The organism is Streptomyces sp. NBC_01352 (assembly GCF_036237295.1).
In the GTDB taxonomy this organism is placed as follows: domain Bacteria; phylum Actinomycetota; class Actinomycetes; order Streptomycetales; family Streptomycetaceae; genus Streptomyces; species Streptomyces plumbiresistens.
Window position 1 is genome coordinate 6,703,684 of record NZ_CP108354.1, and the last position, 25,707, is coordinate 6,729,390.

21 protein-coding genes, 1 tRNA gene and 1 pseudogene are annotated in these 25,707 nt (G+C 71.3%); 15 read left to right on the forward strand and 8 right to left on the reverse strand.

Annotated features, from left to right (window positions below; translation table 11 throughout):
- Positions 1-142: 142 nt before the first annotated feature.
- Together OG252_RS31235 and OG252_RS31240 are read left to right on the forward strand one after the other, a co-directional pair.
- Positions 143-1,813, forward strand: a complete 1,671-nt coding sequence (locus tag OG252_RS31235) for a transposase (RefSeq protein WP_329345225.1) — start codon at positions 143-145, stop codon at positions 1,811-1,813.
- Between the two features lies 1 nt (position 1,814).
- Positions 1,815-2,177 (forward strand): annotated as a pseudogene (locus tag OG252_RS31240) (sortase domain-containing protein); the annotation flags it as partial.
- Between the two features lie 90 nt (positions 2,178-2,267).
- Here OG252_RS31240 and OG252_RS31245 read toward each other — a convergent pair.
- Complete coding sequence (locus OG252_RS31245; protein WP_329340277.1) at positions 2,268-3,680, reverse strand: MFS transporter; 1,413 nt, start codon at positions 3,678-3,680, stop codon at positions 2,268-2,270.
- Positions 3,681-3,749: 69 nt separating this feature from the next.
- Between OG252_RS31245 and OG252_RS31250 the strand changes: the two genes are divergently transcribed.
- The 4 genes from OG252_RS31250 to OG252_RS31265 all read left to right on the forward strand — a co-directional run bounded on the left by OG252_RS31250 (position 3,750) and on the right by OG252_RS31265 (position 6,478).
- Positions 3,750-4,277 carry a winged helix-turn-helix transcriptional regulator gene (locus tag OG252_RS31250; RefSeq protein ID WP_329340279.1) on the forward strand — a complete coding sequence of 176 codons (528 nt, stop codon included), beginning with the start codon at positions 3,750-3,752 and terminating at the stop codon, positions 4,275-4,277.
- 78 nt (positions 4,278-4,355) lie between these two features.
- Positions 4,356-4,667: a DUF6412 domain-containing protein gene (locus OG252_RS31255; protein ID WP_266439087.1), complete on the forward strand. Its 312-nt coding sequence runs from the start codon at positions 4,356-4,358 to the stop codon at positions 4,665-4,667.
- 91 nt (positions 4,668-4,758) lie between these two features.
- On the forward strand, positions 4,759-5,475 hold the full coding sequence (locus tag OG252_RS31260; RefSeq protein ID WP_329340282.1) for a YidC/Oxa1 family membrane protein insertase: 717 nt from the start codon (positions 4,759-4,761) through the stop codon (positions 5,473-5,475).
- A 145-nt stretch (positions 5,476-5,620) separates the two neighbouring features.
- Positions 5,621-6,478: a fumarylacetoacetate hydrolase family protein gene (locus OG252_RS31265; RefSeq protein ID WP_266439093.1), complete on the forward strand. Its 858-nt coding sequence runs from the start codon at positions 5,621-5,623 to the stop codon at positions 6,476-6,478.
- A gap of 99 nt (positions 6,479-6,577) precedes the next feature.
- On the opposite strand, the gene OG252_RS31270 is transcribed toward OG252_RS31265, so the two are convergent.
- The 3 genes from OG252_RS31270 to OG252_RS31280 all read right to left on the reverse strand — a co-directional run bounded on the left by OG252_RS31270 (position 6,578) and on the right by OG252_RS31280 (position 9,141).
- A complete protein-coding gene (locus OG252_RS31270; protein WP_329340285.1) occupies positions 6,578-7,444 on the reverse strand; it encodes an LLM class F420-dependent oxidoreductase in 867 nt (288 codons plus the stop codon).
- Between the two features lie 81 nt (positions 7,445-7,525).
- A complete protein-coding gene (locus OG252_RS31275) occupies positions 7,526-8,059 on the reverse strand; it encodes a heme-degrading domain-containing protein (RefSeq protein WP_329340287.1) in 534 nt (177 codons plus the stop codon).
- A complete protein-coding gene (locus OG252_RS31280; protein WP_266439101.1) occupies positions 8,059-9,141 on the reverse strand; it encodes a Gfo/Idh/MocA family protein in 1,083 nt (360 codons plus the stop codon). The genes OG252_RS31275 and OG252_RS31280 overlap by 1 nt, the downstream gene beginning before the upstream one ends.
- A gap of 56 nt (positions 9,142-9,197) precedes the next feature.
- On the opposite strand from OG252_RS31280, the gene OG252_RS31285 reads away from it, so the two are divergent.
- The 6 genes from OG252_RS31285 to OG252_RS31310 all read left to right on the forward strand — a co-directional run bounded on the left by OG252_RS31285 (position 9,198) and on the right by OG252_RS31310 (position 16,043).
- Positions 9,198-10,436, forward strand: coding sequence for an ROK family transcriptional regulator (locus OG252_RS31285; protein WP_443068438.1), 1,239 nt, complete (start codon positions 9,198-9,200; stop codon positions 10,434-10,436).
- 596 nt (positions 10,437-11,032) lie between these two features.
- On the forward strand, positions 11,033-11,836 hold the full coding sequence (locus OG252_RS31290; protein ID WP_329340289.1) for a hypothetical protein: 804 nt from the start codon (positions 11,033-11,035) through the stop codon (positions 11,834-11,836).
- A gap of 119 nt (positions 11,837-11,955) precedes the next feature.
- On the forward strand, positions 11,956-12,735 hold the full coding sequence (locus OG252_RS31295) for an HAD-IIA family hydrolase (RefSeq protein ID WP_266439107.1): 780 nt from the start codon (positions 11,956-11,958) through the stop codon (positions 12,733-12,735).
- A gap of 128 nt (positions 12,736-12,863) precedes the next feature.
- Positions 12,864-13,442, forward strand: a complete 579-nt coding sequence (locus OG252_RS31300; protein WP_266439109.1) for a hypothetical protein — start codon at positions 12,864-12,866, stop codon at positions 13,440-13,442.
- 6 nt (positions 13,443-13,448) lie between these two features.
- Positions 13,449-14,114, forward strand: coding sequence for a class F sortase (locus OG252_RS31305; protein WP_266439111.1), 666 nt, complete (start codon positions 13,449-13,451; stop codon positions 14,112-14,114).
- A gap of 354 nt (positions 14,115-14,468) precedes the next feature.
- Complete coding sequence (locus OG252_RS31310) at positions 14,469-16,043, forward strand: hypothetical protein (protein WP_266439113.1); 1,575 nt, start codon at positions 14,469-14,471, stop codon at positions 16,041-16,043.
- A 178-nt stretch (positions 16,044-16,221) separates the two neighbouring features.
- On the opposite strand, the gene OG252_RS31315 is transcribed toward OG252_RS31310, so the two are convergent.
- Positions 16,222-17,136 (reverse strand): GAF and ANTAR domain-containing protein, encoded by a 915-nt coding sequence (locus tag OG252_RS31315; protein ID WP_266439115.1) that lies wholly within the window; start codon positions 17,134-17,136, stop codon positions 16,222-16,224.
- A 167-nt stretch (positions 17,137-17,303) separates the two neighbouring features.
- Here OG252_RS31315 and OG252_RS31320 point away from each other — a divergent pair, with 167 nt between their 5' ends.
- Positions 17,304-18,323, forward strand: a complete 1,020-nt coding sequence (locus OG252_RS31320) for a glycoside hydrolase family 6 protein (RefSeq protein WP_266439117.1) — start codon at positions 17,304-17,306, stop codon at positions 18,321-18,323.
- A gap of 71 nt (positions 18,324-18,394) precedes the next feature.
- On the opposite strand, the gene OG252_RS31325 is transcribed toward OG252_RS31320, so the two are convergent.
- From OG252_RS31325 to OG252_RS31335, 3 genes are all read right to left on the reverse strand, one after another.
- Positions 18,395-20,332, reverse strand: a complete 1,938-nt coding sequence (locus tag OG252_RS31325) for a kelch motif-containing protein (protein ID WP_266439119.1) — start codon at positions 20,330-20,332, stop codon at positions 18,395-18,397.
- The gene (locus OG252_RS31330) at positions 20,329-22,344 is read right to left on the reverse strand and encodes a glycosyltransferase family 2 protein (protein WP_266439121.1); all 2,016 of its coding nucleotides are present in this window, start codon (positions 22,342-22,344) and stop codon (positions 20,329-20,331) included. The genes OG252_RS31325 and OG252_RS31330 overlap by 4 nt, the downstream gene beginning before the upstream one ends.
- A 438-nt stretch (positions 22,345-22,782) precedes the next feature.
- A tRNA-Lys gene (locus OG252_RS31335) sits at positions 22,783-22,856 on the reverse strand.
- A 188-nt stretch (positions 22,857-23,044) separates the two neighbouring features.
- Here OG252_RS31335 and OG252_RS31340 point away from each other — a divergent pair.
- A complete protein-coding gene (locus tag OG252_RS31340) occupies positions 23,045-24,418 on the forward strand; it encodes a peptidoglycan-binding protein (protein ID WP_266439124.1) in 1,374 nt (457 codons plus the stop codon).
- Positions 24,419-24,486: 68 nt separating this feature from the next.
- A complete protein-coding gene (locus OG252_RS31345) occupies positions 24,487-25,680 on the forward strand; it encodes an SPFH domain-containing protein (RefSeq protein ID WP_266439126.1) in 1,194 nt (397 codons plus the stop codon).
- The last annotated feature ends 27 nt before the right edge of the window (positions 25,681-25,707 follow it).

Sequence of the window (25,707 nt, forward strand, 5' to 3'; positions counted from 1 at the left end):
GCCCGTGCTGAATGCGGTTGTTCCGCAGTGCGTCACCGGGCTCCTGCGGCCTGGGGTGTGTTGTGGACCTTCGCCCTTGGGAGGCGAACGGGAGTTCTTGGGTCGAATGAGTGACCTTTACGGAGGCTGCTCGTTGACTGCCGTGACGGGGATCTTCGACCGGGGCGGGGGTGAACGAGTGAGCGCACTACGGAAGTTGGCGGCATCGTTCGTGGTGCCCGGCCCGGCCGGGGTGGCGATCCGGGACCGGCTGCGGGTGAGCGAGTCGGACGCGGCGGTGCTCACCGAGGTCGGCGTCTTCCTGGGGGCGCTGGCCGCGGGTGATCTCGCGGAGCGGTCCCGGCAGGGCCTGGTGCATGATGCGGCCTCGTGGGCGGTGCGCAAGCGGGAGCTGACGGGGAGGTCGTCGGCGCGGTGGGCGGGCAGTATCACCAAGGCCACCCATGACCAGTGGGCGCTGGCCCGGCGCGGCCAGGCCGCCCACCTGGCCTGGCTGCACAGGCAGATCGCGTCCGTTGAGGCGCGGCTGGCCCGGCCGCTGGGTGCCAAGGCGGACAAGCGGGCAGGGCTGGTGCGTGGGTATGCCTCGCGTGGTGAGTGGCATGCCAAGTCCCGCCGCCTGCACACCCTCAAGGACCGGCTTGCGGTGGTGGAGGCGGACCGGGCGGCGGGCCGGGTGCATGTGGTGCGCGGCGGCAAACGCCTCGCGAACACCCGCCACCAGCTTGAGGCGGCCGGACTGAGCGAGCAGGTCTGGCGGGAGCGCTGGCGTGCGGAGCGGATGTTCCTGGCCGCCGACGGGGAAACGGGCAAGCGGTTCGGCAACGAGACGATCCGCGTCACCGACACCGGACAGGTCTCGGTCAAGCTTCCCGCCCCGCTGGCCCATCTGGCCAACGCGTCCCACGGCCGCTACCTCCTCGACGCGACCGTGGCGTTCAAGCACCGGGGCGCGGAGTGGCGGGACCGGATCACCGCGAACCGGGCGGTGGCCTACCGCATCCACCACGACACCGCGCGCGGCCGCTGGTATGTCACCGCGTCCTGGCAGCGCGCCGCTGCCCCCGTCCTGCCATTGGAGGCGGCGCTGGCCCGGGGGGTGGTGGGGGTGGACATGAACGACGACCACCTCGCCGCCTGGCAGTTGGATGGGCACGGCAACCCGGTCGGCGAACCGCAGCGCTACTTCTACGACCTGACCGGCACCGCCGAGCACCGGGACGCACAGCTCCGGCACGCGCTGACCCGGCTGCTGCACCACACCCGGCGCTGCGGGGCCGCCGCGATCGCCATCGAGGACCTCGACTTCACCGACGGCACCAGTCGCGAGAATCACGGCCGCAACAAACGCTTCCGCCGCCTCATCTCCCGCTTCCCCACCGCGAAGCTCAGGGCCCGGCTGGTGTCGATGGCCGCCGAACAGGACATTGCCGTCGTCGCGGTGGACCCGGCCTACACCTCCAGGTGGGGTGCCCAGCACTGGCAGAAGCCCTTGACCACCCCACGACGCAAGACGTCCCGGCACGATGCGGCGAGCATCGCGGTCGGGCGACGCGCCCTCGGACATCCGATCCGGCGACGGACGGCACCGCCCCACCCCGACCAGAGTGATCGTGGTGGGCATCGGACCGTCCAGGCCCGACCGGAGATCCGCAGGCGTGAGGAAACCCGTCCCCACCTTCCCGGACCGCGCACCGGATGCGCGCCGCCCGGTGGTGGAGCGAAAGCGGGCGACCAGGGTGCCCAACACCGTTCGGGACACCCGGCTGAGCAGCAGTCCTGGCAACAGGACGCACTCCCGCTCAGTCTCTAGTGAACGGTACGTCGGCCACTACACCGGCACCCAACAGCCAGGCCAGGCCGGGAACTTCGCGCTCGCCGGGCACCGCAACACCCACGGCGAGCCCTTCCGGTACCTCAACCGGCTCCGGCCGAAGGACACCGTCGAGGTCGAGACCCGGAGCGCGGTCGACACGTACGCCGTCGACGCCACGCTTCCGCAGACTTCGGCCGGCGACGGCGGCGTGATCCGGCCCGTCCCGCGCTCCGCCGTCCATCCCGCCCGCGGCTACACCGACCCCGGGTACTACCTCACGCTCACCACCTGCACCCCGGAGTACACCTCCAAGTACCGGCTGGTGGTCTGGGGCAAGCTCATCTCCATGCGGCCCCGCTAGGCCATTGGGCCGCTGCTAGGCCATTGAGCCAGTGCTGGGCCGTTGCTGGGCCACCGCCAGGCAACCGCTGGGCCGGGCACCGGGAAGGACTCACGCCCGCTCCCGAGCCACCCCCACACCCACCGCCGCCACCAGCGCCAGCCCCGCCGACACCACCATCGCGATGTCGGCCCCGTGCGCCAGCCCGGCGATCCCGCCGCCGCCCGTCGACGTCGCGAGGGCGATAGTGAGGGCGACTCCCGCGCAGGAGCCGATGTAGCGGAACGTCTGCTGTGCTCCCGAGCCCATCGCCGCCCGCCCGGCCGGCACCGACTCCACGGCGAGCAGCGGCAGCGCGGCGTTCAGCAGGCCGCTGCCCACTCCGGCGATCACGAGGCCGGGCAGCAGGCGGGGCCAGGAGCCCGCGTCGAGGGCGCCGAGCATGGTGAGGGTGCCGGCGGCGTGCAGGACGAAACCGAGGGTCAGTTGCAGGCGATGGGGGACGCGGCCGGCCAGTCGCCGCGCCTGCAGGGCGACCGCGAACGACAGGCCCGACCAGAGCAGGAACAGCCACGCCGTGTCCATCGCGGACAGTCCGAGGGTCTGTTGCAGCAGCGCCGGCAGGAAGCTGAACAGGCCGATCACGGCGAGGCCGGTGAACAGGCCGCCGAGGGAGGAGGCGAGGAAGCGGGGGCTGCGGAAGAGACCGAGGTCGATCATCGGCATTCGGATGCGTCGCTCCACGACGGCGAAGAGCCCCAGCAGGAGGACGGCCGCCAGCAGCAACAGGCCCACCGGGGCGCGCAGCCAGCCGTCCCGGCCGAGCGTCAGGGCCGCCACGAGTGCGACCAGCGCCAGTCCGAAGGTCACCGCGCCGAGGAGGTCGGGGCGGCCGCCGCGCGGGGCGCGGGACTCGGTCAGCGTGCGGGCCGCCAGGGCCGCCACGATCAGCGAGGCCGCGCCCAGGACGCCGTATGCCACCCGCCAGTTCGGTATCGCCCCGGTGACGACCGGGCCGAGCGCGATGCCGCCGCTCACGAACGCGCCCCACACCCCGGTGGCCCGGAGTCTCGCGGCCGGCGTCGGGTGCGCGTGGACGATCAGGCCGAGGCTGCTCGCGAGGAGGGCCGCGCTGGCCGCGCCCTGGGCGACCCGGGCCAGCGTGAACAGCCAGGTCGTGGAGGCGAGGGCGCCGAGGGCGGTGGTGATGCCGAGGGCGAGGGTGCCGGAGACGAAGAGCCGGCGGCGGCCGTAGTCGTCGGCGAGGGTGCCGGCGACCAGGAGGAGCGCGGCCAGGCCCAGCGGGGTGCCGTTCAGGAGCCAGGCCTGGGCGGCCAGCGGGGTGTGCAGGGCGGCGGCGGTCTCGGGGAGGGTGACCATCGGCGCGGTGTACGTCATCAGGGCCACGGCGGTGGCGGCGCTGGTGAGGGCGAGGGTGGCGGCGGGGCGTGGGGGCACCTCCGCTTCGGGTGCGGTGCGGGGAGCCTCGTTGTCGACGAGGGTTCGTTCACTGAACCTGGCCATGCGGCGTACCGTAGCAGCATCGGTTCGTTCATTGAACCAACCCCTCGCAAACTGGTTACAGTGGACGCCATGGCACTGGGCAAGGACTACGCGACACAGGAGTGTTCGATCGCCCGCGCGCTCGAGATCGTCGGCGAGCGGTGGACGCTCCTGGTGATCCGCGACGCGCTCTACGGCGTCCGCCGCTACAAGGACTTCCTCGTCCACCTCGGCATCCCGCGCGCCGTCCTGGCCGACCGCCTCCACACGCTCACCGCGGAGGGGATCCTGGAGAAGCGCCGCTATCAGGAGTCGCCGCCGCGCGACGAGTACGTCGTCACCGCCCGCGCCATCGCGCTGTGGCCCACCGTGCGCTCGCTCGGCCTGTGGGGCCGCGAGCACTTCTCCGCGGCCCAGCTGCGCTACTTCCGGCACGCGGACTGCGGCACCGAACTCGGCCCGTACGGCGAATGCCCCGCCTGCACAACCGTCGTACCGGTCGAGGACGTCCTCATGGAGCCGGGCCCCGGACTCGATCCGAACCCGGCGGATCCGGTCAGCCGGGCGCTGCTGAAGCCCAGGCGGCTGTTGCAGCCTGTCCTGGTCGATCAGGTATAACCAAGGGCAGGACCAGTAGCGCCGGTGGAGCCAGTAGAGCCAACGGAGCCGGCAGACGTGAGAGGGGAGGGGCCGAGCGTGATCCGTACGGTGTCGAAGCTTCGCCCCGCCGCCCTCCTGCTGATCCTCTTCCTCGACGTCGTGCTGCTCGACGCCGGCAGCCTCTCCGCCACCGTCGCGCTCGCCGCGACCGCCGCGGCCGGCTCCGCGTTCGCCGTCTGCTCGCTCGTCGCCTCGCGCTCCGCGCTCGCCGTGCCGCCCACCAGGGTGCGTACGGCCATCCGCGACCGAGACCGCCGTACGGCGTTCCTGCCCCAACGCGACCCCGACGCCAGGGGACGCACCCGCCCCCGAGCGCCGGGACACGCCCTCCCGGCGACCGTCGCGTAGGGCACCTCACCCACCAGGGCCTGCCTCGCGCGGGTCGTCATGCCGACTCACTCCTCACCCCGGCACGACGAGACCCTCGGAGGGCTCACCCATGTCCGTTTTCGCCGATCTGGTCCGGCACCTCGCCGACCTGCTCCAGCCGCTGTTCGGAGCCACCGCGGCGGCCGCCGCGATCGTCCTGATCACCGCGTTCGTACGACTCCTCGTGCATCCCCTGTCCCGGGCCGCCGCGCGCGGACAGAAGGCCCGGGCCGCGCTCCAGCCGAAGGTCGCGGAGCTCAGGAAGAAGCACGGGAAGGATCCCCAGAAGCTCCAGAAGGCCGTGATGGAGCTGCACGCCGAGGAGAAGGTGTCGCCCCTGTCGGGCTGTATGCCGAGCCTGTTCCAGCTGCCCGCGTTCTTCCTGCTCTACCACACGTTCTCCAACACGCAGATCGGCGGACAGGCCAACGAACTCCTCTCCCACCAGCTGTTCACCGCGCCCCTCGGCGACCGCTGGGCGGACGCGCTCGGCGACGGCGGGATGTTCGGGGCCGCGGGGCTCGTGTACGTCGGGCTGTTCGTGTTCGTCGCCGTGGTGGCCGTGTTCAATTTCCGCCGTACGAAGCGGATGATGGCCGCGAATCCGGCGATGCCGGTGGGGAGCGGGGACCAGCCGGTGCCCGGGATGGGCGCGATGACCAAGGTCATGCCGTTCATGTCCTTCTTCACGCTCGTCACCGTGGCGGTGGTGCCGCTCGCCGCCGCGCTGTACGTGGTGACCAGTACGACGTGGAGTGCGGTGGAGCGGGCGGTGCTGTACCGCTGAGTACGGAGACCGTCCGGCTTGCCGTCTGTCGGTCCAGTCCGTGAACCGGGTATTGCGGACTGGACGCCGACCTTGGACGATCGACCAGTCATCCGATGGCTGCACCCGTCGGACGACGACCCCGCGATCGAGGGAGATTGTGATCATGAAGCTGCTGCGAGTCGGTACGGCGGGATCGGAGCGGCCCGCGCTGCTCGACGCCGAGGGCACCCTGCGGGACCTGTCCGGCGTGGTACCCGACATCGACGGACCGCTGCTCGCCGACGACGCGGCGCTCGGCCGGATCCGTGCCGCCGTCGACGCGGGTTCGCTGCCCGCGCTGGACGCCACCGGGCTGCGGGTCGGACCGCCGCTCGCGCGGATCGGCAAGATCGTGTGCATCGGGCTGAACTACCACGACCACGCCCGCGAGACCGGGGCCGAGCCGCCCGCCGAGCCGGTCATCTTCTTCAAGGCCGCGGACACGGTGGTCGGGCCCTACGACACGGTGCTGGTCCCTCGCGGGTCGGTGAAGACCGACTGGGAGGTCGAACTGGCGGTCGTCATCGGGCGTACGGCTCGGTATGCGGCGTCCGTGGAGGAGGCGCTGGGGTGTGTCGCCGGGTACGCCGTCGCGCACGACGTGTCCGAGCGGGAGTTCCAGATCGAGCGGGGCGGGACCTGGGACAAGGGGAAGAACTGCGAGACCTTCAACCCGCTGGGCCCCTGGCTGGTGACGGCGGACGAGGTGCCGGATCCCCAGGACCTGTCGCTGAAGCTGTGGGTGAACGGGGAGCTGAAGCAGGACGGTACGACCGCCGAGCAGATCTTCCCCGTGGGGGAAGTCGTGCGGTACGTCAGCCAGTTCATGACCTTGTATCCCGGTGACGTGATCAACACGGGGACGCCGGCGGGGGTCGCGCTCGGGGCGCCCGAGCCGAAGCCGTTCCTGCGGGCCGGGGACGTGGTGGAGCTGGAGATCGAGGGGCTCGGTCGGCAGCGGCAGGAGTTCAAGGACGCGTAAACGCTCCGCTGGGAGGGCCGGGGGCTGCGCTTGTACGGCGGCTGCGGGCCGTCCGTGGCTGGTCGCGCAGTTCCCCGCGCCCCTGAGAAGTCGGTCAGCTCACGCCAGTAGGGAAGCCAGGCTCTGCCATGCCTTGCGCGGCAGGGCTTCCCTCGGGTCGCCGTTCACCACCTGCAGCGCCACATGGTCCGCGCCCGCCTCGAAGAACGCGTCGATGCGGGTGCGGATCGTCGTCTCGTCGCCCCAGGCGAACAGGGCGTCTATCAGGCGGTCGCTGCCGTCGTCGGCGAGGTCGTCCTCCGTGAAGCCGTGGCGCAGGAAGTTGTTGGTGTAGTTCGGCAGCGTGAGGTACATGGCGAGGAAGCCGCGGGCCAGCGCGCGGGCGCGGGCCGGGTCCGACTCCAGGACCACCCCCAACTCGGGGGCCAGCAGCGGGGCTTCGCCCAGGATCTCGCGGGCGTAAGCGGTGTGCTCGGGGGTGACCAGGTACGGGATCGAGCCGGCGGAGCGGTCGCGGGCCAGCTCGAGGGTCTTCGGGCCGAGGGCGGCCAGGAGGCGGCGGTTCGCGGGTGCGGCCGCCTCGTCCTGGGCGTCGAGGTAGGCGACCAGGGCCGAGTAGGGGCGGCGGTACTGGTCCGCGAGCACGGCGTGGCTGACGCCGAGGCCGAGGAGGAAGCGGCCGGGGTGGGCTGCCTCCAGCTCCGCGAAGCTCGCGGCGCTGTCGGCGGGCTCGTGCTCCCAGATGCTCTGGATGCTGGTGCCGACGGTGAGCGTCGAGGTCGCCTCGATCAGCGGTACGGCGTGGGCGGCGGAGCTGTTGCCGCCCAGCCAGACGGCGCCGTAGCCCAGTTCCTCCAACTCGGCCGCCGCCTCGGTCAGTTCGCCGCGCCGCGCCGGGTCATCCGAGCGCAGGCCGGCACTCCAGATGCCGTACCGTCCGATGGTTTCCTTCAAGGCGTCACTCATGGGGTGGGGGTCCCTCCGGTCGGTGGGTGTGCGGTACGTCGGTGCCAACCGGAGGGGGCGTCGAGATCTTCCCCTGCGCCCTTACAGATCCAGGAACTGCTCCAGCGCCTCCACGACGAACCGGTGGTCCTGCAACTGCGGCAGCCCGGACACCGTCACCGCGCCGATCACGCCCACGCCCTCGACGTTGATCGGGAAGGAGCCGCCGTGGGCCGCGTACTCGTCCGGGTCCAGACGGGAGGACTCCTCGAACGTCGTGCCCTTGGCGCGGCAACGGGCGCCGACCAGGTAGGAGGCGGAGCCGTAGCGCTCCACGACCCGGCGCTTGCGGGCGATCCAGGCGTCGTTGTCGGGGGCGGAACCGGGCAGGGCCGCGTGGAAGAGCTGCTGGCCCGCGCGGTGGATGTCGATGGCGACGGGGGCCTGGCGTTCGCGGGCCAGGTCGACGAGGAGCGAGCCCAGCGCCCACGCGTCGTCGTGGGTGAACTGGCGGAAGACCAGCCGGCGTTCCTGAGCCTCCAGCTCCTCCAGGGGCGGGGTGAGCTCCGGGTGGAACTTCGGGGTGATCTCCTGGTGATGCGACTGGTTCGACTTGTTGTGCGACTGGTTGCTCATCACAGCGACACCGCCACTCCGTCGTGGGCCGAACGGCGCGCCGCCTCCAGTACGTCGAGGGCGGCGGCCGCCTCCAGCGCGGTCACCGGGTTGGGACCGCCGTCGGCCAGGGCCCTGGCCACGGCCGCATAGTAGGCCGGGTAGTCGCCGGGGAGGGTCGGTTCGGGGCGGCCGCCGCCGGTCAGGGGGGATTCGCCGGCGCCGACACGGCCCCACAGGTCCTCGGGCTCCAGGCCCCAGTCGGGCCCCGGGCGGCGGCCTTCCTTCAGGTCCGCCTCCTGCGGGTCGAGGCCGTACTTCACGTAGCCTGCCTTGGAGCCCAGCACCCGGAAGCGGGGGCCGAGTTGGGCGGTCGTCGCGGAGGCGTACAGATGCGAGCGCACGCCGCTCGTGTGGGTGATCGCGATGAACGTGTCGTCGTCGGTCTGCGCGCCCGGGCGGCGGACGTCCGACTCGGCGTACACGGAGGCGGCGGGGCCGAAGAGGACGAGTGCCTGGTCGACGACGTGGCTGCCGAGATCGTAGAGCAGACCTCCGATCTCTGTCGGGTCGCCGGACTCCCGCCAGCCGCCCTTCAGTTCGGGCCGCCAGCGTTCGAAGCGGGACTCGAAGCGGTAGACGTCGCCCAGCTCGCCCTCGGCGATGAGCTTGCGCAGGGTCAGGAAGTCGTTGTCCCAGCGGCGGTTCTGGAAGACGGACAGGAGCAGGCCGCGTTCCTCGGCGAGGGCCGCCAGCTCGCGCGCCTCGGCGGCCGTGCCGGCGACGGGCTTGTCCACGACCACGGGCAGGCCCGCCTTCAGGGCGGCGGTGGCGAGCGGGACGTGCGTCTTGTTCGGGGACGCGACGACGACCAGGTCCAGCTCGTCGGCCCGGTCGAACAGTTCCTCCGGCGCGGCGGCCAGGCGTACGTCCGGGAACCCGGCGCGGGCCTGCTCCTGGCGCTCGGGGTTCGAGGTGACCACCGTGTCGAGGGTGAGGCCCTCGGTGGCGGCGATCAGCGGGGCGTGGAAGACGGAGCCGGCGAGGCCGTAGCCGACGAGGCCCACGCGGAGGGGAGTACCAGCAGTCTTGCGTCCAGTCATGGCCTCCACTTTCGCAACGCTGTTGCCAAAGTGCAAGCGCCGGGGAGAATGGGGGCGTGAACAGGGCGAAGGGCGGTAGCGGCGGTGCGGGGGCCGACGGGGGTGCGGGGGTGGTCGGTGGCCCGGTGGGGGTGAACCTGCTCGCTCTGCGCAGCCACAACACCGCGCTGGTGCTCGACCTGCTGCGCACGGCCGGCGCGGAGGGCATCAGCCGGCTCGAACTCGCCGAGCGGACGGGGCTGACCCCGCAGGCCGTCAGCAAGATCACCGCCCGGCTGCGGGAAGAGGGGCTGGCGGCGGAGGCCGGGCACCGGGCGTCGACGGGCGGCAAGCCGCGGACGGTGCTGCGGCTGGTGCCGGGGGCGGGGCATGCGGTCGGGGTCCATCTGGACCGGGACGAGCTGCGTGCGGTGCTGGTCGACCTGAACGGGGCTGTGGTGGGGGAGCGCCGGGCGCCGCTGGACCTTGGTGCGGGGGCGGAGGCCGTGGTGGGGGCGGTGGCTCGGGTGGTCGAGGGGTTGGTGGGGGAGGGGCTGGCGGAGGTGCTGGGGGTGGCGGGGCCGACTGCGTCGCCTGTTCGGCCTGTCCCGCCTGTCCCGCCTGGTCCGGATTCCACGGGTGCCGCGTCCCTCTCCGGCATCGGCTCCCTTCTCGGTGTCGGCGTAGCTCTCCCTGGGCCTCTTGATCACGTCCGAGGCGTGCTGCATCGGGTCACCGGGTTTCCCGAGTGGGACGGCTTTCCGCTGCGGGACGCGCTGGTGCGGCGGCTCGGGGTGCCGGTCGTCGTCGACAAGGACACCAACGCGGCGGCGCTCGGACTGGCGGTGGCCGGAGAGGGCGGCGCGGGCGGGTCCTTCGCCTACCTCTACCTCGGTACGGGGCTCGGTGCCGGGCTCGTGATCGGCGGGGCCGTGCATCGGGGGGCCCGGACCGGTGCGGGGGAGTTCGGGCACCAGGTCATCCAGCTGGACGGACCGCGCTGTGAGTGCGGGAACCGGGGCTGCGTGGAGACCCTGTGTCTGGGTGCGGTGGCGCGCGGCGAGATCGAGGAGGCGGCGCGGGTACTGGGGGAGGGCGCGGCGAACCTGGTCGGCCTGCTGGACATCGACCTCGTCCTGTTGGGCGGCCGTACGGTCGCCGGGGCGCCGGACGCTTTCGTACGAGGGGTCGCGGCCGTTCTCGACGCCCGCGCCCGGGGTGAGGGGGCGGTACCGGTACGGGTCGCCTCCGGCGGGGTGGCGGAAGGGGCGGCTCAGCTGCTGCTGGCACCGCTGTTCGGGCGGGGCGACGGATAGCCGGCCGTGTGGTGCGTGCAGGTCGGCTGTGGCTGACGGGGGGTGGGTCGCGCAGCCCGGCGCTACGGGGTGCCGCCCGCGCCCACCCGTGCCGCCCCGGCGGTACGACTGCCCGCGGATTGACGGGGCGGGTGTCGCAGTCCGGCGCTGCGGGGTGCCGCGCCTCTCTGGGTCGGGAGTCGCCCCGGCGGTACGACTGCCCGCGGATCGACGGGGCGGGTGTCGCAGTCCGGCGCTGCGGGGTGCCGCGCCTCTTTGGGTCGGGAGTCGCCCCGGCGGTACGACTGCCTGCGGGTTGACGGGGCGGGTGTCGCAGTCCGGCGCTGCGGGGTGCCGCGCCTCTTTGGGTCGGGAGTCGCCCCGGCGGTACGACTGCCCGCGGATTGACGGGGCGGGTCGCGCAGTCCGGCGCTGCGGGGTGCCGCGCCTCTTTGGGTCGGGAGTCGCCCCAGCGGCACGACTGCCCGCGGATTGACGGCGTCAGCCGGCCACCGCACACCCCACCCCGCCAAACGGGCGGAATCCACCAGCCACCCCCGCCCCGCCCGGCATGGCACCGCAGCCTCCTCGCCCTCACCCGGCATGGTCATGTGTTCATGCGACTGCCTATGCCCGTGCCCGTGTCCCTCTGTCTCGCAGCCGCCGCCGCCTTTCTTCCCGCGTCGGCGTACGCCGACTCCGGTGCTTCCTGTGCCGCGCCCGGTGACCGGGCCTTTCCGGTGACCACGCGGATTCATGGCGGGCCCGAGTCCTATGAGGCCGGGGGTGGTTACGGCACCTGGTATCTGGACCTGACCAACACCACTCGCCGGATCTGCGCGAACATCCACCCCGTTGTCGTCCTCGCCGACGAGGAGCGGGCGCTCGAACCATCCCAGCCGCGCCTGGAGTTCTACGACGGCACGGCGCGGGGCGGCAGCCGCCCGCACCCCGTCCGATTCGAGCGCACCGACGCCGACGAACTCGTGGGTGTCTTCGCCGACGAGCGGGCCGCCTTCCCCGGCTTCACCGTCGGCCCGGGCCGGACCCTCACCGTGAAGGTCCGGCTCGCGGTCACCTCGGACGCCGTACCGAACGAGGTCACCGCCAACGCGGCCGTCGTACAACGCCACGACGACGACGGCGAGTGGATCGGCCAGTCCAACGACTACCGCTTCCGCATCGACGGCGAACCGACCGAGGAGCGGGAGCGCGACCCGAGCGCCGCGTCCACCGACCCCGGCACCGGCACCGGCACCGGCACCGGCACCGGCGAAGCCGATGAAGACGACAGGGCCGACCGTCCCGACCATGCCTACGAACTCGCCCGCACCGGCCGCCCCGTGGTCGCCGCCCTCGCGGGCACCGCCCTGCTGATCGTCACCGGCGCCACCCTGCTGCGGGCCCGCAGACGCCGCTGACCCGGTTCTCCGCCACCCCGCCAGGAACTGGCCATTCCCCAAGATCCGGCCACTGTTTAGGCTGGGGGCGCATCCAGCACCGCGTACATGCGGCATGCGTACGGCAGGAGATCCCGCACATGGCAGACCGCAGGCCCATCGAGTCGTGGCTCACCGACATGGACGGTGTACTCATCCACGAGGGCGTACCGATCCCCGGCGCCGACGCCTTCCTCAAGAAGCTTAAGGAGTCCGGGAAGCCCTTCCTGGTGCTCACCAACAACTCGATCTACACCCCGCGCGACCTGCACGCCAGGCTGCGGCGGATGGGCCTGGACGTGCCGGTCGAGTCCATCTGGACCTCGGCGCTGGCCACCGCCCAGTTCCTGGACGACCAGCGGCCGGGCGGATCGGCGTACGTCATCGGCGAGGCGGGCCTGACCACCGCGCTGCACGACATCGGCTACATCCTCACCGACCACGAGCCGGACTACGTCGTCCTCGGGGAGACTCGGACCTACTCCTTCGAGGCCATGACGAAGGCCGTTCGGCTCATCGAGGGCGGCGCCCGCTTCATCGCCACCAACCCCGACGAGACCGGCCCCTCCACCGAGGGCCCGCTCCCGGCCACCGGTGCCGTCGCCGCGCTGATCACCAAGGCGACCGGCAAGCAGCCGTACTTCGCGGGCAAGCCGAACCCCCTGATGATGCGGACCGGGCTCAACGCGATCGGCGCGCACTCCGAGACCAGCGCCATGATCGGCGACCGGATGGACACCGACGTACTGGCGGGCATGGAGGCCGGAATGCAGACGTACCTGGTGCTCACCGGCCTGACCCGGCCCGAGCAGGTGGAGAACTTCCCATACCGGCCGTCGAAGGTCGTGGACTCGATCGCGGACCTCGTCGACCGGGTCTGAAACCCGGCAGGGGCGGAACGTGCCCCGTTCGGAGCGGTGGAACGTCCCCCGTTCGGAGCAGTGCGGGCCCCGCTGAGGATGCGGGGCCCGGTCCGGAGGGGGAGGCTCCAGGTATCTGGAGGTTCACGATGCGTTCCCTACGTCTCACTCTCTGTACCGGCCTGATGCTCGCCACCGCCGGCCTCACCCCGGCGGCGTACGCGGCGGACGGAGGCGGTGGCATCGCGGTGACCCCCTCGTCCCCCGCCCCCGGCACCGACATCGCACTGCGCGTCTCCGGCTGCACGGCCCAGACCGCCACGGCGGTCTCCGCGGCCTTCGTCGCGGAGGTCCGGCTCACCGCCGCCGACGGCACACTCTTCGGCGAGACGCGCATCCGCACCTCGCTCCAGGCGGGCGCGTACGACGTGACGGTCACCTGCGGCGGCGCCGACCGCAAGGCCCGCCTGACCGTCGTGGAGAAGTCACCGCGGCCGGACCAGCCGACCCATCAGCCCACCACCCACGCGTCCCCGGTCGCCCCCGTGCAGGCCGGCGGCGGTGGTACCGCGCACCTCGCCGCGGTCGAAACCGGTGCGGAAGCCGGCGAGGACGCCCGTGCCACCGGTCCCGGTACCGGACACACCGTGATCGGACTGCTTCTCGCCGCGGCCGCCGCGGTGGCCGTCGTGCTCCGGAGTACCCGCCGGAGCCGCGGGACGGGCTGACCCGCCATGTCCGACCACGAACGTTCCTCCGGCACCGGACGTCTGATCACCGGCATCGCCTGGGCTGTGCTGCTGCTCGGGCTGTGGCTGTGGGGGCGCGAGGTGACCGACGTACGGCACGGGACCTCCGCGCCCACCACGGGTGACATGGCGGCGGTCGGGCGGCCGCCGGAGGTCGAACTCCCGCCCGCGCACCGGCCGCTCGGCGCGGCCCTGCCGCAGCGCGTCGACATCCCCTTCCTCGACGTGCAGGCACCGGTGGTGGCGCGAGGGCTCGACGGGGCGGGGGCGATAGACCCGCCCCCGTTCGAGCAGTCCGGGGTCGTCGGCTGGTACGCGGGGGGCGTGAAGCCGGGGGCGGCCGGGACCGCGCTGATGGTGGGGCACGTCGACACCGAGACCCGGCCCGCCGTCTTCTACAAGCTCAGCTCCCTCAAGCCGGGCGAGACGGTCCGGGTGATCCGCGACGACGGCAAGGTCGCCGAGTTCACGGTGGACGACGTCCAGGTCGTCACCCGCGACCACTTCGACGCCCAGCAGGCGTACGGCCCCCGCCAGACCGGACGGGCCGAGCTGCGGCTGATCACCTGCGGCGGCAACTTCGACCGGGCGAGCCGCAGCTACACGGCGAACGTGATCGTCTCGGCCTATCTCACGGGCACGGGACTCTAGGCGCCCTCCCGGGTTCGGGACCCTGGGCGTACCTCCCGGGTTCGGGACCCTGGGCGTACCTCCCGGGTTCGGGACTCTGGGCGTACCTCCCGGGTTCGGGACTCTGGGCGTACCTCCCGGGTTCGGGACTCTGGGCGTACCTCCCGGGTTCGGGACTCTGGGCGTACCTCCCGGGTTCGGGACTCTGGGCGTACCTCCCGGGTTCGGGACTCTGGGCGTACCTCCCGGGTTCGGGACCTCGGACGTACCTCACGGGCACGGGACTTCGGGCCCAACTCCCGGACAACCCTTGGTGTTCCTTGCGTGTCTGAAGGGCTGGCAGGGGCGAAGGGCGCTCCTCCGGGAGGAGCCAGGATGACCACCCGTCGGCGCCGTGTCGGGGCCGCAGTGGCCGCCTTCGCGGCCGCGATCGCCGTATGGCTGCCCGTGACGTCCGCGCAGGCAGCGGACGGCCCGGTCCTACGCATTCACCTGCAGGACGACGACCTCGCCCTGCCCCTGCCGCCGTCGTCCGACCCGCCGCTGATCAACTGGGGCGTGCACAACGACGGTCCCGGTACCGCGGAGGACGTCACCATCAAGGCGGACCTGAGCGAGGTCATCGACTGGGTCACCCCGGACGCGTCCGTGCCGGCCGACCACGTCTACACCTGGTCCGCCCGTGACGTCCCCGAGGGCGCGGCGGACGGCTCGCTCATCGGCCTGAACGCCAAGCCCGGCACCCCGCTCGGCACCACCGGTACGGTGACGCTCAGCGGCACCTCCGCCAACGGCACCGTGGTCCCCGTCACCGTGCAAGTGACCGTGGGCAGCACCGAATTGAAGGTCAACCCCCTGCCGAACCGCGAGGGCGACAGGCCCGGGTCCACGATCGAAGCCCCGGTCACCATCAGCAACACCGGCAGCCTGCCCGCCGAGGGCGTGCAGTTGCGGATGCTCACCACCCTCGGGCTCTCGTACGAGAACCGCTTCTCCAACTGCGTGTACTCCACGGTCACCAGCGGCCCGAGAGAGTCCTACGCGCCGCAGCAGGCGCTGTGCACGTTCGACACGGTCATCGAGCCCGGCAAGAGCTACCGGCTGGACCGGCCCGTCGGGCTGGACGTGGGCGAGGACGCCCTGTTCGAGTACTTCGGCCGCGAGGCCCTGCCCGTGTCCGGCGCCGACGCCACACCGCCGTCGGGCAACGGCTCGGCGCTCTCCCTCGTTCCCGCAGGAGACGCCGCCGCCGACGCCACGGAGGTCGGCCGGCAGGAGATCGACGTCGCCAACACCGCCGACATGGTCGCGGGCGGCGACACCGCCGAGGGCGCACCGGGCGACATGGTGTACGTGGACGTCTCTTTGAGCAACGAGGGCCCGGGCCGCGTCGGTTACATCAACGGCGACTTCTATCCGTCCCTGGTGCTGACCGTGCCCACCGGCGCCAAGGCGGTGGAGATCCCCGACCAGTGCAGCGTGTGGAGCAAGGAGGCGTCGTCCGGCACCGGTGAGAAGACGCCGGGCGCACCGGAGTACATCTGCGTGCCCCGTCCGAGCGAGTTCACCGTCGGGGACATCCGCACCTACCGGTTCGGCCTGCAGGTCCGCGACAACGCCGTGACCACGACGGGGCAGGCCCAGGCGAGCACGCCGTCCGGCAGCGCCCTGAGCTTCGACGACAGGCACGGCAACGACACCGCGGCCGTCACGGTCAAGGTGGAGGGCGGCGACGGCGCCGCCGGGCCGAGTGCCTCCGCGTCGGCGTCCGCCACGCCCACGGCCGACGGCAACACGCCCCGGACCCAGACGGTCTCCGACGCCGGCGACACCGGCTCCCTGGCCAGCACCGGCGGCAGCGGCGTCCTGCCCGTGGCCGCCGCGACGGGCGCCGGCGCACTGCTGCTCGGCGGCGCGCTGGTCCTCTTCGTGAGGCACAGGCGGGCCTGACCGGAAGTCAGTCGCACCCGGCCCGGTCGGCGACCCGCTCCCCCCGAAGCCGCCGACCGGGCTGGTCCTCGACCGCGCGCGCACGGGTCGCGGGAGTAACCCGGCGCCGGCGCGGGAGGCTTGGAAGCCACGGAGCAAGTGAATGCGTGGCCGGGGGCCGGGGCCGTGTGAGAAGACTCTAGAACGGATGTGCGCCCGGGCCTAGAGGTCGTTTGACGCCAAGTCCCAGGCCGGTGGCTCTGCGTGATCCATGCTGGTGATGCCTGGTGCGACGCGAAGGGTACGAGGCTTCTACGACGGCCCGTCGAGCGGCCCCGCCACCTCCCGGCGCAGTCCGGCGTCGTCCGCGAGCCTCGACGACCGCGCCCGCGACCCCGTCCAGCGACAGCTGGCGCCGCCTGGCGTGCCGGCGCATCGCGAGGAACGCCTGGTCGGCGCCGACCCGCCAGCGCTCGGCGAGCATGCCCTTCGCCTGCTCGATGCGCACCCTGCTGGTCAGGGCCTGCTGCAACTGCCCGGACAGGGTGCGGTACTGGCTGTACACACGGTGGTTCCGCAGGCCGACGGCAGCCGCGTCGGCCAGCGCCTGCGCCACCAGCAGCTCCTGGGCCGTACCGTCCTCGGGCTCGTCGGAGTCCTCGGGGCCCCCGGGCCCGGAGGGCGGCGTCGGCACGAACACGTTCAGCGCGCCCAGCAGCGTCTCGCGCCGCCGCAGCGGGACCGCGTAGGTCGCCACGATGTCGTGCCTGAGGGCCCGCTCGGTGAAGGCCGGCCAGCGGGCGTCCGCGTGAGCCACCCGGATGGACACCGGCGCCACCGGCTTCCCGGAGCCGTAGCTCTCCAGACAGGGTCCGCCGCCGTACTGCGCCTCCAGCAGGTCGAGCGCCACCTCCTGGTGCCGGCTGCTGGCGGCCAGCGACACCGCCTCGCCGCCGTCGATGAGCATGACCCCGGCCGTCCGCGCGGAGAGCAGTTCGACGCAGTGGTCGGACATCCGTTGTAAATAGGGCGTGGTCTCGAAGCCGTCGGTGAGTGTGTCCGCGGCCTCCACCAGTGCTGCCGCGAGCCGGATCTCCCTGGTGGTGTACCGCATATCCGAGCACTCCTCCTACGAGTCGGACGGGCGCCCCCGGACGGGCGCGCACGTACCCCGACCATCGGCGCTGTAACAGCTCCTGGACAAGGTTCGGACGGCCTCGTGGGCAACGTGTCTGGTGTGTCAGGATTGAGACTTGGAACGGTGCACCCAAGGGGGAGTGGATGTACGTCAGTAGGGGGGCCGGAACGCGGACTGCCGCGGTGGTGCTGGGGGCGGCACTGCTGGTGGCAGGCTGTTCCTCGGACGACGGAGGGGACAAGGAGAACGACAACGCCGGTGCCGCGATCAGCCAACAGCCCAAGGAGACGGACCCGTTCTGGGTCAACCCGGACGGCAACGCGGCCCAGCAGATCAAGGAGTACGAGAAGGCGGGCAAGAAGACGGAGGCCGAGCAGATCCGCAAGATCGCCGAGCAGCCGACCGCCGAGTGGATCGTCCCGGAGAACCCCGAGGAGCAGGCCCGCGGCTACACCGAGGCCGCCGAGAAGGCGGACCGGGACGCGCTGCTCGTCCTCTACAACATCCCGCACCGGGACTGCGGCCAGTTCTCGGGAGGCGGCGCCGCCGACGGCGACGCGTACCGGGCGTTCGTCGACGGCGTCGTCAAGGGCATCGGCGACCGCCCCGCGACGGTGATCCTGGAACCGGACGCGGTCCTGCACATGGTGGACAACTGCACGCCGGAGGAGTTCCACGAGGAGCGCTACGCCCTGCTCAACGAGGCGGTCGGCAAGCTCACGTCCCAGAAGAACACCAAGGTCTACATCGACGCGGGCAACGCCGGCTGGGGCAAGCCCGACCAGATCTTCGAACCCCTCCAGCGCGCCGGCATCGACCAGGCCGACGGCTTCTCCGTCAACGTCTCCAACTTCTACTCCACCGAGGACTCCATCGCCTACGGCAAGGAGCTCTCCTCCAAGGTGGGCAACAAGCCCTTCGTCATCGACACCAGCCGCAACGGCAACGGCCCCTACACGGGCGGCAACCCCGACGAACGCTGGTGCAACCCGCCCGGCCGGGCACTGGGGGAGACCCCGACGACCAAGACGGCGGATCCCCTGGTGGACGCCTACGTCTGGGTCAAACGCCCGGGAGAGTCGGACGGCGAGTGCAAGGGCGGCCCGAAGGCGGGCGAGTGGTGGGCGGACTACGCGCTGAAGCTGGCCAGGGCTTCCGACTAGTCCGGCCGGTCCGTACGTGAGTGGGGGCGCCCTCCGACCCGGAGGGCGCCCCCACTTTTTTTTCGTACGTCCTAGGGAACCCTGACCCACTGGGCCTTGCTGGGCGTCCCTTGGTCGTCGTTCACGAACACCATGTACCACCCCGACTGAACGAGGTTCTTACTCTTCGGCACCGTCACGGTGAGCTTGTCGCCCGACGCCTTGAAGTCCAGCGCGATCGACCGCTGGTCGACGTCCGTCACGTGCGTCGCGGCACTGGGCCGGATCAGCCGCACCGACTTGACCGACGACGCGTGCTGCGAGGTGAACGTCCCCGACTCCCCGCGCTCGATGGTCTGCGGCCCGCCCGAGAGCGACGGCCGCGAGCCTTGGTAGAGATACGGCGGCGTGTAGATCTCGATCCGCTGCTCGAACACCCCGGGCTTCGTGTTCGCCTTGTCCGCGTACAACGAGTCCGACCCGAAGAACATCACCCGCCCGTCCGGCAGCAGCAGCGACCCGGAGTGGTAGTTCCGGCCCACCAGCGGCTCGGCGACCTCGTCGAACGTGTTGGTGTCCGGGTGGTAGAGCCGCGCCTGCAGGATGTTGGAGTCACCGCGCCCGCGGTAGTCCTCCGAACCGCCCGACACCAGCACGGTGTCGTCGGGCAGCACCGAGGCCTGCGGATAGCGCGTGCCCTTCTCCAGCGTCGGCCCGTCCTCGAACTTCGGGCTGTCCGCCAACATGTCGACGATCCGGGTCTTGTTGCTGGACAGCGGGGACTCGCCGACCCCGCCACCGCCGATCACCATGTACTTCTCGTCCTGCGCCGGCGGCAGCAGCACGGTCCCGGACGTCTCCAGCAGCTTCGGATCGCTGAGCCCGGGGATCTTGGTGAACTTGTTGGTGTCCACGTCCCAGACGCCCGGGTCGCGGCCCACGTCGTCCGGTCCGTAGCCCGCGTTCGAACCCGAGTAGAAGATCTTGCCGTTCTGCATCAGGAACAGCGCCGGGTACGTCGGGAACTGCATGGTCTTCGGCAGGTACTTCCACTTCCTGGTCTCCGGGTCGAAGACCTCGTTCTTGCCGGGGACCAGCTGCCCGATGTCGTCGAGGCCCGAGACGCTGAGGATCTTCCCGTCGCTCAGGGTGGTGAGCGTCGGGTACCAGCGGGCCTCCTTCATCGGGTCGACCTTGATGTACTTCTCGGCGATCGGGTCGAACTCGAAGGCGTCCCGGATGCCCTGGAAGTCCTTCTTGTCGAGGGCGAGCTTCTGCGCGATGCCGTACGTGTTCTTGGCGTCGGCGCCGGACAGACCCTGGACGGTGTAGTTGTCCTGCGTACCGGTCTCGTACTTGGCGCCGCTCTTCTGCGCCTCGACGTAGATACGGCCCAGGCCCGGGGTGTTGCCGAGGAACTTGCCGGTCTCCTTGTCGAAGTTCTTCTTCGCCCGCTCGACGACGACGGGGTCCTTCGACACGAAGGTCTTGCCGTTCTCCTTGCCCACGAACTTGGTGCCCGCGGGCAGGGTGATCGGCTTGTCCGGGTTCTCGTTGTGGACGATCATCAGACCGCCGGCCTTGGTGACGTCACCCTTCAGCTTCTCGTACCGCTTCGTGCCGCCCGCGATCAGCAGGTTGCCGTTGGAGAGCTGGGTGTGGCCGGTGCAGAACAGGTCCTTGGGCGTCGGGACCTTCTTGATGGTGCCCTTGATCGGGTCCCAGATCCGTGTGTCGAACTTCTTGTCGTCGAAGTTCTGCTGGTTGTTGCCCGACCCCGCGACGAGCAGGACCTTGCCGGTGCGCAGCAGCGCCGCGTGGATGGTGTTCTGCCGGTACTCCTCCGGGAACTCGATGACGTCCCACTTGCCGTTCTCGGCTTTGTACTCGGGTCTGTTGATCTGGTACTGGTGGTATTTCTCGGTGCCGAAGCGGTACAGCCACGGCCCGTTCATCCCGGCCAGCGCGAGCACCACCGCTGTGCCTATCGCGAGTCGACGGACACGCCGGCGGCCGGCCTGGTCCTTCATTCCTTACGTCCCCCAAGTCCACCAAGGGCGATCTGCATGGTCTGGTCTTCCGTCCCGTTCGACGCGGCCCAGCTCGGCTTGTGCTGCGGGGCGTGCTGGGCCGGCGTGCGCTGCGCGGGCAGCGGCTGCGGCTCGTAGGGCCCCGCCGCGGGAGCTGCGGCGGCCGCTGGCTGGGGGGCGGCGACGGGAGCCGCGTCCTGCGGCCCCTGCTCGGGCACGTCGGGCCGCTTCTTCGCCTGCCGCAGCATGTGGCGCCAGGCGAAGATCGGCGTCGCGGTGATCAGCGTGGCGAACATCGCCCAGATGATCATGGCGGGGTGCGAGTGCCCGAGGACGAATCCGGCGGCGATCGAGCCGGTGAAGAGCACGATGAAGTACCAGTGGTACCGGAAGGTCCCGAACCACCGGTCCGGGCTCGCCGAGTCGCCCTTGGGGGTGACCACGAACTTGCTCTTGCGCCGCAGGACGGAGTCGATCAGCGCCTTCGCGTAGAGCGGCGCGGACAGCGCGGACATCACCATGCCGGCGACGCCGCCGGAGCCCTCGGGCTCGTGCGGGGAGACGTTGTGCCGGCGGTTCCAGATGTAGAGGCCGATCTGCAGCGCGGAGGCGTTGCCGTAGAGCATCAGCCACACGGTCGGGTCGATGTTCACACCAGATGCGCCCAGGCCCAGGAACAGCGCGCAACTCAGTGCGGCGAGGATCCAGTTGAGGGCGGACATCGGGTAGAAGATGATCATCATCGTGTAGTTGAAGAGCTTGCTCGGCGGCAGCGAGTACCAGCCCTTCCAGTACTGCTTGAGGATCGTCTCGTACGTCCCTCGTGACCAGCGCATCTGCTGGGTGAAGAAGTCCGTCCAGGCACTGGGGCCCTCACCGACCGCGAGCACGTCCGGGGTGTAGACCGAGCGCCACTTCTTGCCCGTCGCCGGGTTCTTGTGGCGGTGGATCTCGAAGCCGGTGGCCATGTCCTCGGTGATCGAGTCGTACAGACCGCCGATCTGCTTGAGCGCCTTGATGCGCACGGCGTTCGAGGTGCCCACGAACATCGGCGAGCCGTAGCGGTTGCCGGCGCGCTGGATCAGCGCGTGGAAGAGGAACTGCTGCGACTCGGCGGCCTTCGTGACGAAGTTGTCGTAGTTGCCGTAGACCTGCGGGCCGATCACGAAGCCGATGTTCGGGTCGCGGAAGAAGCCGAGCATCCGCTCCAGGTAGTTCGGCAGCGGCACGTGGTCGGTGTCGACGGAGGCGAAGAAGTCGTAGTTGTCGCCGTGCGCGTCCAGCCAGGCGTTGTAGTTGCCGTGCTTGGTCTTGGCGCGGTGCGGGCCCGAGGCCTGGTTCCACTTCGCGACCCCCTTGCGGGAGAAGTGGTGCACGCCGAGGCGCTCGCAGACCTCCTTGACCGCCGGGTCGTCGCCCTCGTCGAGGAGCCAGACATGCATGAGGCCGCGGTGCCTGATCCGCACCGCGGCTTCCAGGGTCTTCGTCACCATCTCCAGCGGCTCCTTGCCGGGCACGAAGGAGGTGAGGAAGGCGACTCTGGTGCCGGTCTCGGGCACCACCGGGATCGGGTCGCGGGCGACCAGGGTGGCGTGCGCGTTCGACAGCACGTTCATGCAGCGGAAGAACTCGATCAGGCCGATCGAGACGAGCATCACGATGTCGAGCGCGGGCAGCCAGGAGAAGGCCGGGTAGTCGCGCTCGGTCCAGTGCTCGGGCTGGAGCAGCCAGGCCAGCAGGACCAGCGAGAGCAGCGGCGCGGCGGCGAGCATCAGCGCGACCCTGATGCGGTGCGGCTCCTGCGAGATCAACGAGCGGTACTGCACCCTGTACGGCTTGCCCGGATCGGGCTGCGTGAGGGGACCGGCCAGTCTGCTGTAGTGCTCGTAGTCGTACTTGGGCAGGGTCTTCTTGATCCGGCGGAACGAACCGGTTCTATGAGAAGGCACCCTGAGCTGGGTGGTCTCGGACGGGTCGAAGCCCTGCCGGGCGCCCGTCGGCGTCGACGTCATGAGTCATCCCCCCACACGCGGGAGCGCCGCGTGTTTCGTCGTTTCCTTACGTCTGCTCAGGTCCCCCTCGACCTTCACATTCGTATCAGCGGTGGGTCGCAGTCACCACATGCTCCACACTTACAAGACACGGAACCACGACCTTCCGGTTGCATGATGCCCCCCTCGGCATCCGGTCATGAACGGGGCCCCTCTCCCCGATCAACCGGGCAACCGGCTCCTTCCCCCCAACTGCCGCGAATCCGCAGCATCTTGAAAACCAGGGTTCTACGGTGTTCATCATGATCGCAAGATGCGAAACGCGGTGTTTACCGGTCATACGCGTTCATTGTGGCGCCTGTGGGGACCTTGTGGAGTCATTGTGGACAGCAGGGTGGGTGACGACCCCTCCGGAAGCGCGACAGGCCCCCCGCCTGAGCAGGGGGCCTGTCGTGTCTGTGCGCCGCCAGGGACTCGAACCCCGGACCCGCTGATTAAGAGTCAGCTGCTCTAACCAACTGAGCTAGCGGCGCCTGCTGACCTGCACGAGCTTACCGGATGGCGGAGGGTGCTCCGGACCGACGGCGGGGGCCGGAGAGGGGCCCGGAGCGGGCCGCCGTACATCATTCGGACCGTCAGCATGCGCGTCGGGACGACAGTTGAGAAACTGGCAAACGTGCACAGGTGCGGACATTTCCATCTGGAGTGTGAGGGGAATCGCATGACGACTCCGGTCTTCGAGGAATTCGATCCCGTGAGCGACTGCGACTGCCCCGGATGCGTTCACTGGCGACGGGTCCTGCCGTCTTCCCCGTCGTCCCCGACCGGCCGTCACCCCGCCGCCCACCGGGCGGTGATCCTCGCGGCGGCGGCCTCCACGGCGCTGGTTTCCGGCCATGCGGCACCGGCCCTCGCCGCCCCCCACGCGCCCGCCCGGCCGGGCGTTCCCGCAGGTGACGAGCCCGACACCCCGCAGGGCGGCAAGGCCCCGCTGCACGGCCCGGGCGGGCGGCCGGCGCCGGTGAAGACGCCCGCGACCACCCGCGCGGACATCATCAAACGGGCCAAGCGGTGGGTCGCCGCGAAGGTGCCGTACAGCATGAGCGCGTACTGGGGCGACGGGTACCGGCAGGACTGCTCGGGCTTCGTGTCGATGGCCTGGAATCTCCCCGGGAACGAGTGGACGGGCAGCCTCGGCCAGTACGGGGTGCGGATCGCCAAGGACGATCTGCGGCCCGGCGACATCCTCCTCTTCCACAATCCGGCGGACCCCGAGAAGGGCTCGCACGTCGTGATCTTCGGCGGCTGGACGGACTACACGCACACCTACTACATCGCCTACGAGGCGACCCGCCCGTACGCCCGCAAACAGTCCACCCCGTACGCCTACTGGAGCCACTCCGACCGGTACGTCGCCTACCGCTACAAGGGGCTCGCGGGCGGTACGGCGGGGACGACACCGGATCCCGCGAAACCGGACCCTGCGAAGCCGGACCCGGTGACACCGGATCCCGCGAAGCCGGACACCGCGAAACCGGCCGCCCCGGCGAACGCGCCGTTCCCGGGAGCGGCGTACTTCGGGCCGGGCGCGAACAACAAGTACGTCACCCAGCTCGGCCGCATGCTCGTCGAGCGCGGCGCCGGGCGCTACTACACCTCCGGTCCGGGACCGCGCTGGTCGGACGCGGACCGCAGGGCGACCCAGGCCTTCCAGCAGGCCCAGGGCTGGCGGGGCGGGGACGCCGACGGGCTGCCGGGGCCGCGGACCTGGCAGCTGCTGGTGACGGGACAGGGCAGGGACGTCACGGCCGGGGCGGCCGGACCTGCCGTGCCTGCCGGGCCCGCCTCCCACGGGGTGCCCGGCTATCCGGGGCGGGCGATGTTCCGGCCCGGGGCGACCAATCAGTACGTCACCCAGCTCGGGAAGCAGCTGGTGAAGAAAGGGTTCGGCACGTACTACACGGCCGGCCCGGGACCGCGCTGGGGCGAGGCGGACCGGCGAGGCGTCGAGGCCTTCCAGCGGGCCCAGGGCTGGCGGGGCGGCGCGGCGGACGGCTACCCGGGCCCGGAGACCTGGCGGCGGCTCTTCTCGTAAACCCACGCACCGCATCGGGCAACCCTCGTACTGGCACGGCGTATCTGGCGCGGAGGCTGGAGGCACGCATGAGCACGACCACTTCACACACACCTGAGCACGTCCCCGAGCACGTCCCCGAACACACACCCGAGCACATCCCGGAGCACGTCCCCGAGCGGATCCCGGAGCGTGTCCCAGAGTCCGAGGGGCCTTCCCGTCCCGCCCGGCTCATCCAGAACGAGGCGACGACCGAGATCCCCGTCCATCTGCTGTTCCGCGACGAGCCCGACCCGGTGTCGGTGCCTCTGAAGCCGGCCGTCGTGGGGCGTCGGCAGGGGACGGGGGAGCAGCCGCGCTTCAGGCGGCCGGTGCCGTCGAAGCCACGGCCCGCTCCGGAGGTCGACCCCGCGCTGAGGGAGCGGTCCGCGCGGGTGCTGCCGGGCGCGGCGGGCGTGTTCGCCGGTGTCTGCGGGGCGGCCGGCTGTGTGGTCACGTCGTGGTGGGCGGGCGCGCTGCCGCCGCTCGCCGTGCAGGCGCTCGGGCTGCCGTCGTACGCCGGGGCGGGCCTCGGCCCGGCGCAGTGGGCGGCGTACGCGGGTGCGGGCGCCCTTGGGCTGTTCGGCTTCGGCGGGCTGGCCCGGGGGCGGACCGGGCGGGCCTGGGTGCTCGGACTGTTCGGCCGCTACCGGGGCACGGTCCGGCGCACCGGTCTGTTGTGGGTCAACCCGCTGCTGCTGCGCCGCCGGGTGGACGTACGGCTGCGGCACTGGCGCAGCGAGCCGATGCCGGCGGCCGACGCGAGCGGGGTCGCGCTCCGGGCGGTGGTACTGGTGGTGTGGCGGGTGCGGGACACCGCGCGGGCCACGCTGGGCGTCGAGGACCACGAGACGTATCTGCGGGAGTGCGTGGAGGCGGGGCTCGCCCGGGTGCCGGTGGAGATGCCCGGGTCCGGCCGGGGGTCCGCCGACACCGCCGGGGACGCGCTGACCCGGATGGTCGCGGCGGACGCGGCGCCGGTCGGGGTCGAGGTGTTCTCGGTGCAGCCGGTGCGGCTGGAGTACGCGCCCGAGGTCGCGTCCGCGATGCACCGCCGCCGGATCGCGGCGCTGGACGCCCAGCACCGGGCGACCGTGCTCACCTCGGTCGTCGACTCGGTGGAGGACACGGTGACGCGGCTGACCATGCGGGGGCTGGTGGAGCTGGACGACTACGAACGCAAGGCGCTGGTGAAGGACCTGACGGTGGCGTTCTGCGCGGGGCGAGGGGAAGCGACCTCCTGATTGGTATGGACGCGTCTTTGATATGGA